Source organism: Nocardia sp. NPDC004654, assembly GCF_040609595.1.
Classification (GTDB): Bacteria; Actinomycetota; Actinomycetes; order Mycobacteriales; family Mycobacteriaceae; genus Nocardia.
In genome coordinates this window covers 413557-428979 of sequence record NZ_JBEXKI010000005.1, presented here as the reverse complement: position 1 = coordinate 428979, position 15423 = coordinate 413557, and the positions used below count along the sequence as shown (strand labels likewise).

Below are 15423 nucleotides of genomic sequence, written 5' to 3'. Positions count from 1 at the left end.
GGAGACACGTCAGCCGTAGATGTTCATCGTGACGGTGAGCGTGGCCAGGCGGGTGTCCAGGCGTAGTTCGTGGACTCGCCGTTCGAGCGTCTCGCGGTCCGCCACGGGCAGTTTCGCCCATGCCTCGCCGAGGCGGGTCTGGGTCTCACCGTCGATCTCGGCCAGTATCCGCAGCAGCGCGGGCCATAGTCTGGCCTCGGTGACGAGCACGGGCAACTCGACGAGCACCGCGTCGGCCGACTCGAATAGCAGCCTGCCCCACCGACGCGTCGTCTCGGCGTCGGCGCGTTCCAGCAGATTCACCAGACCGCGCAGCGTCGCGGGCTCCGGATGTTCGGCGACCGCTGCCACCAGCGCCGACATGACGGCGTGGTCGGCGGTCACCGGATTGGCGGCCAGCGTGTCGAGCGCCGAAGGTCCGAGATGCCCGACGAGCGTCAGCAATTCGCGGATCGCGCCCGCCTCGGCCGCGACACGGACGAGGTCGCCGTTCTGCTCGACGGTGCCGACATCGATGAGAATGCCGCCCAGCGCGGCGATCACGTCCTCGTCGCAGCGCGCGAAGACCGACAGCGCGGTCAGCCGCAGCTCCGCGGAACCGGACAGGAGGGTGGCGGCCAGGCGCGGGATCCGTTGCGCGGAACCGTGCAGCATCTCCCGGATGACGGCGCTGATGCTCGCGCTCGAATACGCGTAGGCGGCCGAGCGGATCATGCCTTCGTCGTCGTGCACGCCCGCCTCGACGGCGCGGATGAGCGCGGGCGTGGCGTAGGCGAGGAACGGACCCGCGGTGACGTAGTCGCCCCGGCGCAGCAGCTCGTTGGTGATCGCGACGACCGGCCCCGGCGGTGCGACGTCGGCCAGCTCGCCGACCGTGCGCGGATCCAGATACGGCGCGCAGTCCGCGGCGTAGGAGACCTCCAGCATGCCGAGCGCCTCGGCGGCCTTCCTCGGATGCTCGACGCCGACCGCGCCCGCGGCGCGGCCCGCCATCGTCGGCGGCACCATGCGCTGGACCAGCGGCAGCGAAATGCTCAGCGGGACAACCGGAACCAGCATGTCGACGCGCCGGAAGGTGGCGGTGTGCTCATCGAAGATCCGGCGTGCGATGCGCTGTTGCAATTCGTGCAGCCGTGCGGCGCCCAGCTTCTCGAGGTGCGCGAGGCGTTCGGCGGGGACGTGCAGCGTGCGGGCGAGCAGGACGAGCTGAGCCCTGGTGACCAGGTCGGTCATCAGCCGAGCCGGTTTCCGAACATGATCTTCTTCGCCGCCGTGCGCAGCGGCCACGGCAGCGCGCCGACCACCGCGTCCACGGAGTCGGCGAGGGTGGCGGTCTCGGTACGCAGTGCGGCGTCGACCATTTCGGCGAGTTCGTCGATCTCCTGCTCGGTCAGCAGATCGAGGGCGGCGAACGGTCCGCCCAATTCGCGCTCCAGGTGGGCTCTGGCGGTCATCGTTCTCCCGTCGTGCGGCCTCCGCGACCGTGGCGGGCCGCGAAGGATTTTCTCGATCACATTGTGCAGGTCCGCACGGAATGCGGGACGGATTCCCATAATTGGACGTTTGACCGAAAAGTCACCGGCGCGTCCGGCGGATTCCACCGGGCCTTGACCTAACTGTTACCTGTCGGTACAAATACGTGACCACGCCGACCCGCGCACACGGGTGGGCCGGAGAGAAATGCACACAGTTGGTTACCGATGTCATCACCGTAGATGCCGAGTACGCAGTCGACCGCACGGCGGTGTGGGATCTGCTCACCGAACCGCAGACCTACGCGCGAATGTTTCAGGGGGTCGGATCCTGTGAGCGCGCCGAAACATCAGAAACGCAAACCATTCTGATAGTTCGCGCCGGTGGGCCCGATACCGAGATCACCGTACCGCCCATTCATCTGGTTGTCGCGCGGGAGCGCGAAATTCTCGAATTCCAATGTCCGGGCGCGGGCGGATTCGCCTCGGTTCGCTTGCGCGGCAACGAAGAACGCACCCGGGTCACCGTGACCTACGTCGGGCTGGGGCGGGTGCATCCGAGCATCGCCGCGTTCGACAAATCGGCGGTGATCGCCTGGACCAGTGCGGGATTGGACCGGATCGCCGACGCGGTGCGCGGTGCGCCGACCTCGGTGCTGGTCAATGGCGAGGATTCGTTGGCACGCTTGCAGATCGGCGTCGCTCGGCAGCTGGTCAGCACCGGCGTGGTGCGCAGTTATCGTCCCGATCGCGGGCTGAAACAGCTGGGCGGACTTGCCAAATGGGGCTTCACCCTCGCGGGCGGCTACGCGGCCGCCGCGGCCTACACCCCGCAGCGGCCCGCGCTCATCGACGCCCGAACCACCTACAGCTTCGCCGAGGTGCACAGCCGCACGCATCGGCTGGCCGGTGCGCTGGTCGCGCTCGGCATGGGGGAGGGCAGCGCGATCGGGGTGCTCTCGCGCAACAGCGCCGCGATGGTGGAGTGCATGGTCGCCGCGGGCAAGGTCGGCGTCGACGCGTTGCTGCTGAACACCGGGCTTTCCGCGCGCCAGATCCGCGACGTGATCGAGAAGCACGATCTCGCCGCGGTATTCCGCGACGACGAGTTCGATCCGCTGCTGCGCTCGGTGTCGCCGGAGCTGCCGCGCTACTCCACCTCCGACCCGTATCAGGGCGGTCCCGCGACGGTCGACGATCTGGTCGCCTGGGACACCCCGCCCTTCACCAGACCGGCCCAACCCGGCCGCCTGATCGTGTTGACATCCGGCACGAGCGGTACGCCCAAGAGCGCACGACGCCCGCAGCCCAAAGGTTTCGGCACCGTCGCAGCCCTGCTCTCGCGCATCCCGTTCCGGATGGACGAGACGATGCTCGTGCCCGCGCCGCTGTTTCACACCTGGGGTCTGGCCGCTTTGCAGATCAGCACGCCGATCCGGGCGAGCGTGCTGCTCACCGAGCGTTTCGACGCCGAGGAATGCTTGCGCCTGATCGAGCGGTACCGCGTCAGTGCGATGGTCGTGGTGCCGGTGATGGTGAACAGGATCCTGGACCTGCCCGCGCACGTGCGGGCCCGCTACGACACCTCCAGCCTGCGGATCGTCGCCAGCTGCGGCGCGCCGCTGGACGGTTCGGCGGTGCTGCGGTTCATGGACGCCTTCGGCGACGTCCTCTACAACATTTACGGCTCCACCGAGGTGTCCTGGGCGACCATCGCCGATCCCGCCGACCTGCGCGCCGCGCCGACCACCGCGGGCCGCCCGCCGCTCGGCACGAAAGTCGCGGTGCTCGACGCCGACCTGCGTCCGGTGCCGCGCGGGGTGACCGGCCGCATCTTCGTCAACAACCACATGCTCTTCGACGGCTACACCGATGCCGCGCCGCCCACCGAAGCGGGCGGCATGCTCGACACCGGCGATCTCGGCTACGTCGACGCCGACGGCCTGGTGTTCGTCGCCGGACGCGACGACGAGATGATCATCTCCGGCGGCGAGAACGTCTTCCCGCGCCCGGTCGAGGAGGCGCTGTTGCGGCTGCCGCAGGTCAGCGAGGTAGCCGTGGTCGGCGTGCCCGACCGCGAATTCGGGCAGCGGCTCGCGGCGTTCGTGGTGACCCGGGATGGCGCCCGGATGGATCGGGAGATGGTGCGCGACTACATCCGGCACCGGCTCAGCCGCTTCTCGGTGCCGCGCGACGTGACGTTCGTCGAGGCGTTGCCGCGCAACGCGACGGGCAAGATCCTCAAGCGCGCGCTCGTCCGGCCCGGCTGATCACCGCGCGACGATGCGCTCCAGCGCGGCCAGGTCCTTCTCCAGCATGCGGAACAGCCAGTACACGCCGACGAAGGCGGCGGCACTGCCCACGCACAGCACCCGCAGCGCCACGATGACGGCCGGAATGTCCTCGGCCGGAATGAAGGTCGCGCCCGCGACGCCGAGCAGCGGCACCGCGGCGGCGATGGCGAGGAAGTAGGTGCTGCGCTCGTCCAGTTGCTCGAGCTGGATCGCGTCCGCCGGGCCGAGTCCGCCATGCGGCAGGAATCTCGGATACAGGCTGCGCACCGCGTAGAAGCTGACCAGGAAGTACGGGTAGGCCATCGCGATGGCGCCACACACGATCTGGGTGACGAAGAAGTGCAGGTACGCCTCCGACGTGAGCTGGTTGCCCGAGGCCTGCACCGTCACCGGCACGACGATGCCGGACAACGCCCACAGCGCGAAGCAGGTCAGCACATTGCGCTGGGCGAGTCGCAGGGTGTCCGAACGCGCTTTGGCGAGCCGGGCCGCGTCGTACTCGCGTCCCCTCTGCAAGCCGAAGGCGATCGGCAACAGATCGGCGATGAGCACATTGGTGACGATGAAGCCGATCAGGAAGCAGAGGCCGTAGGCGTTCAGCGCGATCTGGCGGAATTGTTCCTGGGCTTGATCGTCCAGTTTGTCGATGATCAGCGTCCGGTTGTGCTGGTAGCTGTACCAGATGGCGAACCAGTTCGGCACGCCGATGGCGCCTGCCATGACCGGAATCATCAGCTGCCAGACGCGCGTCCGCCAGCTGCCAGGGGGCGGATCGACCAGGTCGCGGGCGCGGGCGTCCAGGCAGACGTCGAGTTGCTGGGCCATCTCCGCGCCGGACGCCCAGCGCCGGTCGGGATCGGGTTCGAGGGCGCGCACCAGCGCGCGGCGCAGCGCGGCCGGGCAATCCGGCGGCAGGTCCTCGTAGGGCAGCGCGTCCGTGCCCGCCGCGCGGCGATCCAGCATGCCGTCCAAGGTGGTTCGGTCACCGCCGGTCACCGCGTCGTCGTGGAACGGTTTGCCTCCGGTCAGCAGCTCCCACAGCACCACGGCGAGCGAGTACAGATCGCTGCGGGTGTCGAGATCGGCGGCCGTGCCCGGCTTGTCGGGATGCACCGCCGCCAGCTGCTCCGGTGACATGTACGCCAGCGAACCGCCGAAATAGGCCACTGGACTCGCGCCGGACACGTTGCCGCTGAAGCTGATGTTGAAGTCGGCGAGCTTCGGGATGCCCTCCGCGGTCAGCAGGACGTTGGCGGGTTTGATGTCGCGGTGCAGCACACCGCGGCGGCCCGCGTAGTCGAGCGCTTCGGCCAGCCGACGGCCGAGCCAGGCGATGGTCTCCGGCCATGACAGGCCGGCCAGCTCGGCGCGCACCGACGACTCGACCGGCGTGATCTCGCCCTTGCTCGCCAGCACCGCGTCGACGACCTCGAGCAGCAGCGCACCGCGGCGCTCGCCGGGCGGCGTCGCGCGCACCCGCTCCAGCACCGAGAACAGCGTGCCGCCCGGCACATACTGCATGTACAGCAGGCGCAGGTGGCGGGACGGCAGCACCCGCTGATCGAAGACCCGCACGATGTACTCGTGGTCGAGCTGGGCCAGCGTCTGCGGCTCGGCGCCCTTGTCGCGCGAGATCTTCAGCGCGACCAACCGCTGCATGGACCGCTGCCTGGCCAGGAACACCTTGGCGAAGGCGCCGCGGCCGAGGCTGGTCATCAGGTCGAAGTCGTCGATGCGCTGGCCGACGTCGACGTCGTCGAGGCGGACCGGTTCGGTGGCCGCCGTCAGCATGGTGCTGTGGTAGTCGTCGGTGGCCAGCATCTCCGAAAGCTCTTGGGCCTGTGCGGGATACGCGGCGGTGTACTCGCCGACCTGCACCGAGGTGCCCGCCTGCCTGCGCACGTGGAATTCCTCGTAGATGAGATCCGGCGGCAACGGCCAGGTACTCAGCTCCGGCAGCTCCTCGACGTATTCGGCGAGGCGCTTGGGCGCGGTGTTGCGCGACCACCGGTTCACGAGATCGACCTTGATCAGCTCGATCAACGACACCCGGCGGATGGCGGGGGAGTCGGGCAGGAAGGCGGGCAGGTCCGGCGGGGCCGGCGCGTCCCGCCACGCCTCCTCGAACCGCGCGACCACCTCCGCTACACCGGTACCGCGCCCGGCCGCGGCGGGCGACGAGCCCGTTGCGACCGTCGCCCCGGGTACCGGTGTAGCGGGGTGCGCCATGTGCGCATACTAACGCCGGGGCGGGGCGCTGATCAGTGCATTCTGGAACGAGATCGACTAGGACAGCGACTTGTAGAGCGCGATCCAGCGGTTCGGGTCCACCGTCGCCACCACTTCGTCGGCGGGCACATCCGCGCTTCGGCACGCCGCACGCACCCGGCGAGCTGGAAACGCCGTCGTCAAGGACGCCGCCAGCGACCCGCCGACGCCGGAGAAGCCCAGTTCCACCAGTCGCCGGTAGCCGGGCAAGGCATCCTTCGCGAGCAGTGGCCGCGACCGGTTGCGCAGGTGCAGCACCGCCGAGTCGACCCGCGGGACGGGCCGGAAGCGGGTGCGGTCGACGCGCGGACCCATCGTGAACTCGGTGATCGGCCAGTGCGTCACGGCCAGCTTGCTCCAGCGGCCGTAGTCGCCGGAGTGTTTGCGCGCGAACTCCAGTTGGGTCAGCAGGGTCGCCGAGGTCAGGTGCCGCGCGGCGAGGCACCACCGGACGATGTCGGTGGTGCTGGCGTACGGGATGTTGGCGACGACCGCGAACGGCTCGCGCGGCGTGGTCACAGACCGGAAGTCGGCCTGGAAGCAGCGGACCGTCGCGTCGCCCGCGTAGCGCTTGCGCAGCAGTGTCGCGTAGCGCGGGTCGATCTCGTAGGCCAGCACGCGACCGGCCGTGGCGGCCAGCTGACGCGTCAGCATGCCCGCGCCGGGTCCGATCTCGAGCACGAGATCCTCGGCGCCGATTCCCGACGCGTGCACCACCAGCCGCGCGGTGCCGGCGTCGGCGAGGAAGTTCTGGCTCAGCCGCTTGCGCGGGCTGACGCCGGAATGGCCGCGCGCGTCGCGGGAGCGCGGCAGGAAACGATTGCGGGACATGGGTGTCCTCCGAACGGAGTGGCCGAATCAGGAAAAGGTGATTCGCCCGGACCCATGCCAGGGCACAGTCGACGGACCGCGGACGCGGTCGTCGGTCGGCGCGTGCTCAGCTCGAAAGAGCTGCTGGATCAGCTCGGCGTCGAAGAAGCCGGATCGAAGTGATGCCGGAGCGGTGCGGTGCGCTGGCTAGGCCCGAGCCTCCGCGCGCAGCCGGATGAAGTACGCGCCGACCGCGCACGCTCCGTTGATGCCTGGACCTCCCATGGCCGCCAACCTACCGACCCACCCGAACCCGATGCCACTTCTTTTCGCGGCCCGGCTGCGATAAATCGAAGGCGTGCACCGCGCCGAGTCGGGCAGACTCGCGCCATGCGTTCGGTCGACGATCTGATCCGATTCACCGCGGCGGGTGGCGCCGTGAAGTACCTGCCGTTCTGGGGCCATCGTCCACAGGCCGACGGCAGTGTCGGCAAGGGCTGCTTCAGCCAGTGGTGGCCCGCACCGTTCGACGTGGACGGCACGACGTTCGCGACGGCCGAGCACTACATGATGTGGCGCAAGGCGCTGCTGTTCGGCGACACCGAGACCGCGGCGAAAGTGCTCACCGTCGAGCACCCGAAACAAGCCAAGGACCTCGGCCGCCAGGTCCGCGACTTCGACGAGAAGCTCTGGGACGCCGAGCGTTTCGAGATCGTCGTCATGGGCAACCTGACGAAGTTCGGCACCCACGACGAGCTGCGCCGATTCCTGCTCGGCACCGGCGAACGGGTGCTGGTCGAGGCCAGTCCGGTGGACCGGGTGTGGGGGATCGGGTTGGCCGCCGATCACCCGGACCTCACGGAACCGACGCGCTGGCTCGGCGCGAACCTGCTCGGTTTCGCGCTGATGCGGGTGCGGGAGGAACTCGGCGCGGCTCAGTAGGGGCCGACGGGCTGGCCTGCTTCGGCGGCCCGCTCGTCGGCGGCGCGGGCGCGCCACACCCGGGCTTCCGCGTGGTCACCGCGCCGGTCGAGCAGCTCGGCGAGCCCGGCCATCGCGCGTAGGTCGCGCAGTTCGGCGGCCCGGCGCCACCAGCCCTCGGCGCCGGCGAGATCACCCCGCCGGAACAGCACGACGCCGAGGTCGTATCCGGCGCCGGGGTGCCCGGCCGCGGCCGCCTGCGCCCATAGTCCGCACGCCTGCTCTTCCTCGCCGCGGCCGAACATGGCGACGCCGAGATCGTAGAGCGCGCCGCGATACCCGGTGTCGGATCCGCGTTCGACCGGACGGGGCTCTCCAGGGTCGCCGACCGCGGGGGCGACGGATTCGGCCGCACGATTCTGTTCGGCGGACGTGGCCGACGGCGAATACGCTTGCGCCGCCGCGCTTGTGGCGCTCCTCGGGGCGGTGGTGGAGGGAGACGACGTCGCGGCGTATCCGGCCGGCGTGCCGTTGGGGTACGGCAGCGAGCCCGGCGTCCCGGCGTTCGGCATTTCGGTGTTCGTAATCGTTTCTGCCACAGGTTCTTTCGGGGTAGCGATGACGGGAGCGGCCGCGGTGCCGAGGCCGACGACCAGGTTGGCGAAGTTCGGCGGACCCTCGCCGACGCTGCACCACAGCGCGATCCGGCCGTCCGGCGTGTCCTCGATGAGGATGCCGTAATTGCCCATCCACGAGCGCTGCACGCCGGACTGGTCGACCCAGACCGGCGTGAGGGTGAACAGCGCGTCGGGGCCGGTCGGCGTGAGGGTGACGGTGGTGCCGCGGGCGAGCGCGTCACTCCACACGTCGAGGCCGGCGAGCTGGCGCCCTTCGAGGTCGATGTAACCACCGACCACCGAGAGACCGATTCCGTGCCCGCGCAGTCCAGCGGGCGGCGCGGCGGACAGCAGCGTCATGCTGAGCAGGGTGGTGGTGCGCCCGAACTGCTCGGTGTACATCGGGTAGACCATGCTGCCGTTCCAGCGGATCGGCTCGGCGGACTTGTAGAGCGCGGCGAGGGGGAGGTCGGGGGCCGAATTCTGGGGATGCCACTGCGAATACGGCTCGTTCATATGCTGGCGTCCCGCCTTTCCGCCGGATGCTCGTCCTACTTCTGCGCCTCGCGACGGGCTATACCGTACTAGTCGCGACGGCCCTCGGCGGACCAATCCGGGGCCGATCAGGCCTTCCGCGCAGGACTGTTACGAAGATGAGTTCTTTCCCCGGTCCGGAAGCGATTTCGGGCACGGAAAGCACCGCCGAACTGACCCAAGATATGTGTAACTCATAGTTACATGTAACCTCTGGTTACAGTTAATTCTCTTCTGATTCGAAGATGCCGAATGGCGAATGCGCACTCATGGGGGCGCTGACTGACGCTTACGTTACCCCACGAGAACAGATCCCGCCCACTGAAGTGAGCGCGATCTCGTCAACCCCCGGACACCAAACCAAGCGCTTGCTACGCTCACGCGATGATCTCCACGATCGTCTGGGGCACCGGCAATGTCGGCCGTGCCGCCATCCGTGCCGTCGATGCCCATCCGGCCCTGGACCTCACCGGCGTGCTCGTCCACGATCCCGCCAAGGTCGGGCGCGACGCGGGCGCGCTCGCCGAACTCGACCGCGAACTGGGCATCGCGGCCACCGACGACATCGACGCGATCCTCGCCGCTCGCCCGCGCGCTGTCGTCTATGCCGCCTCCGGCGACATCCGGCCCGGCGACGCCCTCGCCGACATCGTTCGCGCGATCCGGGCGGGCGCGGTCGTGGTCACCCCGGCGCTCTACGCGCTCTACGACCCGCGCAGCGCCCCAACGGAATTGCGCGAGCCGGTCCTGGCCGCCATCGCCGAAGGCGGCGGTTCGCTGTTCGTCTCCGGCGTCGATCCCGGCTGGGGCAACGATGTGCTGCCGGTGCTGATCAGCGGGCTGGCGAGCACCGTGGACGTGGTGCGCTGCCAGGAGATCTTCGACTACACCACCTACGACCAGCCCGACTCGGTGCGCTACCTGGTGGGCATGGGCCAGCCGATGGACTACCAACCGCCGATGCTCGCGCCGACGGTGCCGACCATGGTGTGGGGCGGGCAGATTCGGCTGATGGCCCGCGCGCTCGGCGTGGAACTCGACGAGATCCGCGAGACCCTGGACCGGCGCGCGCTGGAGACCACCGTGCGGACGGCGAAGATGGGCGAGTTCGCCGAAGGCACCCAGGGCGCGGTGCGTTTCGAGGTGCAGGGCATCGTGGGCGGGGAACCGCGCATCGTCATCGAGCACGTCACCCGCATCCACGCCTCGTGCGCGCCCGACTGGCCGACGCCGCCCGACGGCGACGGCGCGCACCGGGTGATCATCGAGGGCCGCCCGCGCATCGAGGTGACGGTCGAGGCCACCGACGAGGGCGGTAATCGTTCCGCGGGCGGCAACGCCACGGCGGTGGGCAGATTGGTCGGCGCGATCGACTGGCTGGTGGCCGCCGAGCCCGGACTCTACGACGCACTCGACGTCCCGCTGCGCCCAGCGGTCGGCAAACTCGGAAGGAAGAATCCATGATCGTCGACGTTCCCCAGGGCAAGGATCCCATCGGTTACGTGTGGGGCGAGATGGTCCCCGGCATCGGGATCGCCGCGTCCGGCTTCTCGCTCGCGGTGTACGAACACAGCACGCTCGGCCTGCGCGAGTTCGAGGCGGCCCGGCTGCGCATCGCCCAGATCAACGGCTGCGTGTTCTGCCTGGATTGGCGCACCGAGCGTGACGGTGTGAAGGTCGAGGAGGAGTTCGCCGGCGCGGTGACCGCGTGGCGCACCACCGACGCCTTCGACGAACGCACCAGGCTCGCAGCCGAATACGCCGAACGCTACGCCACCGATCACCACAACCTGGACGAGGAATTCTGGGCGCGGATGAAGGCGCACTACAGCCAGACCGAGATCGTCGAGCTCAGCATGAGCATCGGTTCCTGGCTCGCGTTCGGGCGGCTGAATCATGTGCTCGGCCTGGACACCGCCTGCGTGCTCCCCGGCCACTCCTGATTCCGGCCTATTTCCCCTCCCGAATCCATTCCACCCGGTCCAGAGTCGACCAGTCGTCGCTGGCCCACTCCCAGATCAATCGCGCGACGAGACTCGGATCCGAGAACGCCGCCGCGAAGAAATGGTCGGTGTGCGCGCTGTCGTGGATTTCCAGCGTGTACGCCATCGGCCCGTCGCGATAGGTCTGAATGAAGGTCTCCCGATCGTCGGGGCGGCTGACGATGAGAAACGGCGTGGCCGCGAGCTGGGCTAGATTCGGAATCCAGTTCAGCACTTGGTCTTTCGTCATCGATCGGTAGCTGCGCTCACCGCCGATATCGACGTCGACGACGCGAAAGCCCGGGGCCGGGGTGAGGGTGCGCTGCTGCCCGTCGTAGAGCTCGTAGTCGAAGCCGGTGATCAGATCCTCGAGCAGCTGCCGCACCGGGCCCGCCGCGTAGTCCACCGCCGAACCCCTGGTCCGTCGCCGATCCAAATCGTCGGCGGCCGTGACCCGCACCGCGTCGCCCGCCGCCTCGATCCGCACGGCGGCGTGCGGCCGCGAGGCCGGGAGCGCCGCGTTCCACGCCGCCAATCCGGCGAGCACCACGATCCGTAGATCGTCGTCGACGGGCTGCCCTTGCTGCGAACGGAAATAGGACGGCACTTCCACCGCCGATGCGACGACCCCCGCGGGTACGACGACGTACTCGTAACTCACGCAACCAAACTAGCCGCGCCGCGCCGCGTACGCACCCCGATGAATGCCGAAATGCCGCCAGGCACAAACTTTTACACGCTTTCAAGTGCTGCGGGAAGTTCGCTCATCCGACTGTTAACGATCGGCAACGGTGGCGCGGATCTGCTCCGCGCCACCGTTGCGTCTCATGGTCGAAATCGACCAGACGCCCCAAGTCCGCCGCTGCGCCTCAGGCGTTCACGGGCGCCTCGTCACCGCTCGGATCGGTGGACTCACCGACCGTGCGCTTCGGCCCGGTGAACCAGCGCCGGGCCGAGACGAACCACCAGATGGCGATCGCACCGACGACCCCGACCAAGGTCAGTGGCGCGTAGTTCACCGTGGTCCAGGTGAAGTCGCCGTTCCACGGGTAGCCGCGATCGTCGGTCGGCAGGATGAACAACACGCTGATCACCGCGATCCACGCCAATGCGACGAGCCCGATCGGCCGATACCATTTCCCGAGTTGCCACGGGCCGGTCTGGAAACGCGAACCGTGCAGCTGCCGCAGCAGGATCGGGATGCCGTAGGCGATATAGAGGCCGATCGTGGCCACCGACGTCGCCGCCGCGTAGGCAGTCGGCGCGTTCGCGGCGGGCACCAGCATCGACGGAATCAGCAGCACGAACGCGAAGAACGAGATGAACAGCACCGCGTGCACCGGCACCTTCTTCGCCGACAGCTTCGCCCAGTAGGCCGAGCCGGGCACCGCGCCGTCACGGGAGAACGCGAACAGCATCCGCGAGGCGGAGGTCACCGAGGCATATCCGCAGAACAACTGCGCGACCGCCGCGATGATCAGCAGCAGTCCCGACCAGAACGAGTCGAGCGAATTCTCCAGGATGTAGATCACCGGATAGCCGCTGTTCTTCTCCGGATCCAGCGCGTCGTCCAGATTCGGAATGGCGAAGGTGACGGCCATGATGAGCAGATAGCCCGCGACCGCGGAGACGAGAATCGTGTTGATGATGCCCTTGGCCGCCGAGCGGGCCGCGTCGTGGGTTTCCTCCGACATGTGCGCGGACGCGTCGTAGCCGGTGAACGTGTACTGCGCGTGCAGCAGACCGAGCAGGAAACTGAACGCCACGCCGCCGAAGCCGACCGCGCTGTTGTCCACGGTCTCGGTGAACACGAATCCGGCGCTCTGGTGGTTCTTCGCGCCGAAACCGAGTACCAGGACGAAGATCGCCACACCACCGACGTGCCACCACGCCGAGATATTGTTGATGACCGCCGACAGGTGCGGGCCGATCGCGTTCAACACCGCGTGCAACACCAGGATCGCCGCGAAGACCAGGAAGATCGCCGTGCGGTCCGTACCGATATCGATGCCGATCACGTTCAACACCACGGTGGTGAAAATCGCCGCGCCGTAATCGATGGCGGCGGTCACCGCGATCTGGCCGATGAGATTGAACCAGCCGGTGAACCACCCCCAGACCGGGCCGCCCAATTCGGCCGCCCACCAGTAGAGTCCGCCGGAAGTGGGGTAGGCGGAAGCCAATTCGGCCATCGCCAAACCGACGAACAACACCATGATCGACACCAGCGGCCAGCCCCACGCCATGGTGATCGGGCCGCCGTTCGCCAAACCGATTCCGTAACTGGCCAATCCGCCGGTGAGAATCGAGACGATGGTGAAACTGATGGCGAAGTTGGAGAATCCGGACCAGGATCTCGCGAGATCCTGTTTGTAACCGAGTTCGGCGAGCCTGCGTTCGTCCTCGGACGGTGTTTCGGTCATGATCGCTCCCGAAGTGAAAACGCTGCCCTCATACAGCGTTTGCCAGAAGCTCAGTGTGAAGTAAAGCCGGGTGGATCACCGGCCGAACGGTCAACCCGGGGCGGCAGTCACCGGTTCCGTGTGCTATCGCGCCCCTCGCCCGTCCCGCCGACTCTCGATCGTGCCGCTCGACGAGGGCGCGCGCGGTGCGGGGCACGATCGCCTTCCGGGGCGAACGTTCAGCGGCCCCGGTCGCCGCCCTCGGCGCGTGCGCACGCATCCGTCGACCGGTGCTCCCGGCCGAGCGTCGCCGCACCGGCCGAGCAGGAACCGCTCGGTTCGCCGCCGCCGGGGGAGCGCACCGGAACCAACCCGGCGACGGAGGCGACGACGCCGACCGCCGCGAGTATCAAACCGAGGTCGGTGAGTTTGCGGTCCCAGCGCCCGGCCGGATCGGCGCCCGCGGTCCGCGGATTCGCCAGTCGCCAGCTCGCGGCCAGCACGAACGCCACCGCCGCGAACACCAGCAGCGGAATTCCCACCCCCGCGAGTAGTTCTCGTACGTCACCCATCGTCACCACCCCTGTTTCGTCCGGGCGAATCCAAACGACCCGCGACGCCCCCGGCGGCGGCCTCGCGCGGACGACCCCGCCCCCAGCGACGGGCAACTTATCGCACCCGAATCCGGACCCGCAAGCGCGCCGACACCACGCGCGCCCGCGACGGTCCGCCACGTAGCGTGAGCGTCATGACCGAACGTCTCGTTGTCATCGGCGCCGACGCGACGGGCATGTCGGCGGCCTCACAAGCCCGCCGCATGGCCGGTCCTGCGGAGCTGGAGATCGTCGTCTTCGAGCGCGGCGGCTTCACCTCCTATTCCGCGTGCGGGATCCCGTACTGGGTGGGCGGATTGGTCGCCGAACGCGACTCGCTGATCGCGCGCACCGCCGAGGAACACCGCGCCCGCGACATCGATCTGCGGCTACACACCGAGGTGCTCGAGATCGATGTGACGGGACAGCGCGTGCGCAGCCGCGACCTGGGCTCCGGCGCCGAATCGTGGACCGGCTACGACCAACTGGTGATCGCCACCGGCGCGCGCCCGATCCGGCCCGCACTGCCCGGCATCGACGCCGCGGGCGTGCACGGCGTGCAGACTCTCGACGACGGGCAGGCGCTGATCGACACCCTCGTCGCGACGGAGGGCAAACGGGCCGTCGTCGTCGGGGCGGGCTACATCGGCGTGGAGATGGCCGAGGCGCTGATCAATCGCGGCTACCGGGTGACGGTCCTCGACCGCGGCGCCGAGCCGATGTCGACGCTCGATCCGGATATGGGCGCGCTGGTCCGAACGGCCATGTGCGGCTTGGGAATCGAGATCGTCAGCGCCGCAGAGGTCACCGAGATCCGCACCGACGACAGCGGCCGCGTCCGCGCCGTCGCCACCGCCGACGGCGAATATCCGGCCGACGTGGTCGTGCTCGGCATCGGCGTGCGCCCCGAAACCGCGCTGGCTCGCGCCGCGGGTCTGCCGCTCGGCGAGTACGGCGGCCTGCTGACCGACCTGTCCATGCGGGTGCACGGCCACGAGAACATCTGGGCGGGCGGCGACTGCGTGGAGGTGCTCGACCTGGTCTCCGGCCGTCTGCGGCACATCGCGCTGGGCACCCATGCCAACAAGCACGGCCAGATCATCGGCGCGAACATCGGCGGGGGTTACGCGACCTTCCCCGGCGTGGTCGGCACCGCCGTGAGCAAGGTCTGCGATCTCGAGGTGGCCAGGACCGGTCTGCGCGAGAAGGACGCGCACGCGGCGGGCTTGCAGTACGTGACCGTCACGATCGAATCCACCAGCCGCGCGGGCTATTACCCCGAACCCGCGCCCATGACCGTGAAGATACTGGCCGAACGGCGCACCGGGCGGCTGCTCGGTACGCAGATCGTGGGCCGTGAGGGCGCGGGCAAGCGGGTCGACATCGCCGCGGTCGCGCTCACCGCCCGGATGACGGTCGAGCAGATGACCGCCCTGGATCTCGGCTACGCGCCACCGTTCTCGCCGGTGTGGGACCCGGTGCTGGTCGCGGCGCGCAAGGCGGTGACCGAGGTACGGCGGCGCGGCTGAG

The 15423-nt window shown here is 68.8% G+C and carries 13 protein-coding genes; 5 read left to right on the top strand and 8 right to left on the bottom strand.

The annotated features are described in order from the left end of the window. Positions 1-9 precede the first annotated feature (9 nt). Positions 10-1233 carry a hypothetical protein gene (locus tag ABZV58_RS19580; RefSeq protein WP_355001545.1) on the bottom strand — a complete coding sequence of 408 codons (1224 nt, stop codon included), beginning with the start codon at positions 1231-1233 and terminating at the stop codon, positions 10-12. After that, complete coding sequence (locus ABZV58_RS19575; protein ID WP_355001544.1) at positions 1233-1454, bottom strand: hypothetical protein; 222 nt, start codon at positions 1452-1454, stop codon at positions 1233-1235. Before ABZV58_RS19575 ends, ABZV58_RS19580 begins: the two co-directional genes overlap by 1 nt. A 329-nt stretch (positions 1455-1783) precedes the next feature. On the opposite strand from ABZV58_RS19575, the gene ABZV58_RS19570 reads away from it, so the two are divergent. After that, positions 1784-3742: an AMP-binding protein gene (locus tag ABZV58_RS19570; RefSeq protein ID WP_355001717.1), complete on the top strand. Its 1959-nt coding sequence runs from the start codon at positions 1784-1786 to the stop codon at positions 3740-3742. Here the strand turns inward: ABZV58_RS19570 and ABZV58_RS19565 are convergent, their stop codons facing one another. Together ABZV58_RS19565 and erm are read right to left on the bottom strand one after the other, a co-directional pair. Continuing rightward, positions 3743-5995 carry a serine/threonine-protein kinase gene (locus ABZV58_RS19565; protein WP_355001543.1) on the bottom strand — a complete coding sequence of 751 codons (2253 nt, stop codon included), beginning with the start codon at positions 5993-5995 and terminating at the stop codon, positions 3743-3745. It lies immediately after the preceding gene. Between the two features lie 57 nt (positions 5996-6052). Beyond that, positions 6053-6865: an ErmE/ErmH/ErmO/ErmR family 23S rRNA (adenine(2058)-N(6))-methyltransferase gene (gene erm, locus ABZV58_RS19560; protein ID WP_355001542.1), complete on the bottom strand. Its 813-nt coding sequence runs from the start codon at positions 6863-6865 to the stop codon at positions 6053-6055. A 369-nt stretch (positions 6866-7234) separates the two neighbouring features. Here erm and ABZV58_RS19555 point away from each other — a divergent pair, with 369 nt between their 5' ends. After that, positions 7235-7786, top strand: a complete 552-nt coding sequence (locus tag ABZV58_RS19555) for an NADAR family protein (RefSeq protein ID WP_355001541.1) — start codon at positions 7235-7237, stop codon at positions 7784-7786. On the opposite strand, the gene ABZV58_RS19550 is transcribed toward ABZV58_RS19555, so the two are convergent. After that, on the bottom strand, positions 7780-8898 hold the full coding sequence (locus tag ABZV58_RS19550; protein WP_355001540.1) for a tetratricopeptide repeat protein: 1119 nt from the start codon (positions 8896-8898) through the stop codon (positions 7780-7782). The two genes, ABZV58_RS19555 and ABZV58_RS19550, sit on opposite strands and share 7 nt — an antisense overlap. 402 nt (positions 8899-9300) lie before the next feature. Here ABZV58_RS19550 and ABZV58_RS19545 point away from each other — a divergent pair, with 402 nt between their 5' ends. Together ABZV58_RS19545 and ABZV58_RS19540 are read left to right on the top strand one after the other, a co-directional pair. Further along, entirely contained in the window at positions 9301-10380 is a 1080-nt protein-coding gene (locus tag ABZV58_RS19545) for a dihydrodipicolinate reductase (RefSeq protein WP_355001539.1), read from the top strand. Next, positions 10377-10859 (top strand): carboxymuconolactone decarboxylase family protein, encoded by a 483-nt coding sequence (locus tag ABZV58_RS19540; RefSeq protein ID WP_355001538.1) that lies wholly within the window; start codon positions 10377-10379, stop codon positions 10857-10859. Before ABZV58_RS19545 ends, ABZV58_RS19540 begins: the two co-directional genes overlap by 4 nt. Before the next feature lie 7 nt (positions 10860-10866). Here ABZV58_RS19540 and ABZV58_RS19535 read toward each other — a convergent pair whose 3' ends face one another. The 3 genes from ABZV58_RS19535 to ABZV58_RS19525 all read right to left on the bottom strand — a co-directional run bounded on the left by ABZV58_RS19535 (position 10867) and on the right by ABZV58_RS19525 (position 13872). Beyond that, on the bottom strand, positions 10867-11559 hold the full coding sequence (locus ABZV58_RS19535) for a hypothetical protein (RefSeq protein ID WP_355001537.1): 693 nt from the start codon (positions 11557-11559) through the stop codon (positions 10867-10869). Positions 11560-11767: 208 nt separating this feature from the next. Further along, positions 11768-13321, bottom strand: a complete 1554-nt coding sequence (locus ABZV58_RS19530) for an amino acid permease (protein ID WP_355001536.1) — start codon at positions 13319-13321, stop codon at positions 11768-11770. Positions 13322-13539: 218 nt separating this feature from the next. Further along, positions 13540-13872 carry a hypothetical protein gene (locus tag ABZV58_RS19525; RefSeq protein ID WP_355001535.1) on the bottom strand — a complete coding sequence of 111 codons (333 nt, stop codon included), beginning with the start codon at positions 13870-13872 and terminating at the stop codon, positions 13540-13542. A gap of 176 nt (positions 13873-14048) precedes the next feature. Between ABZV58_RS19525 and ABZV58_RS19520 the strand changes: the two genes are divergently transcribed. Then, complete coding sequence (locus tag ABZV58_RS19520) at positions 14049-15422, top strand: FAD-dependent oxidoreductase (RefSeq protein ID WP_355001534.1); 1374 nt, start codon at positions 14049-14051, stop codon at positions 15420-15422. Position 15423: the final 1 nt, after the last annotated feature.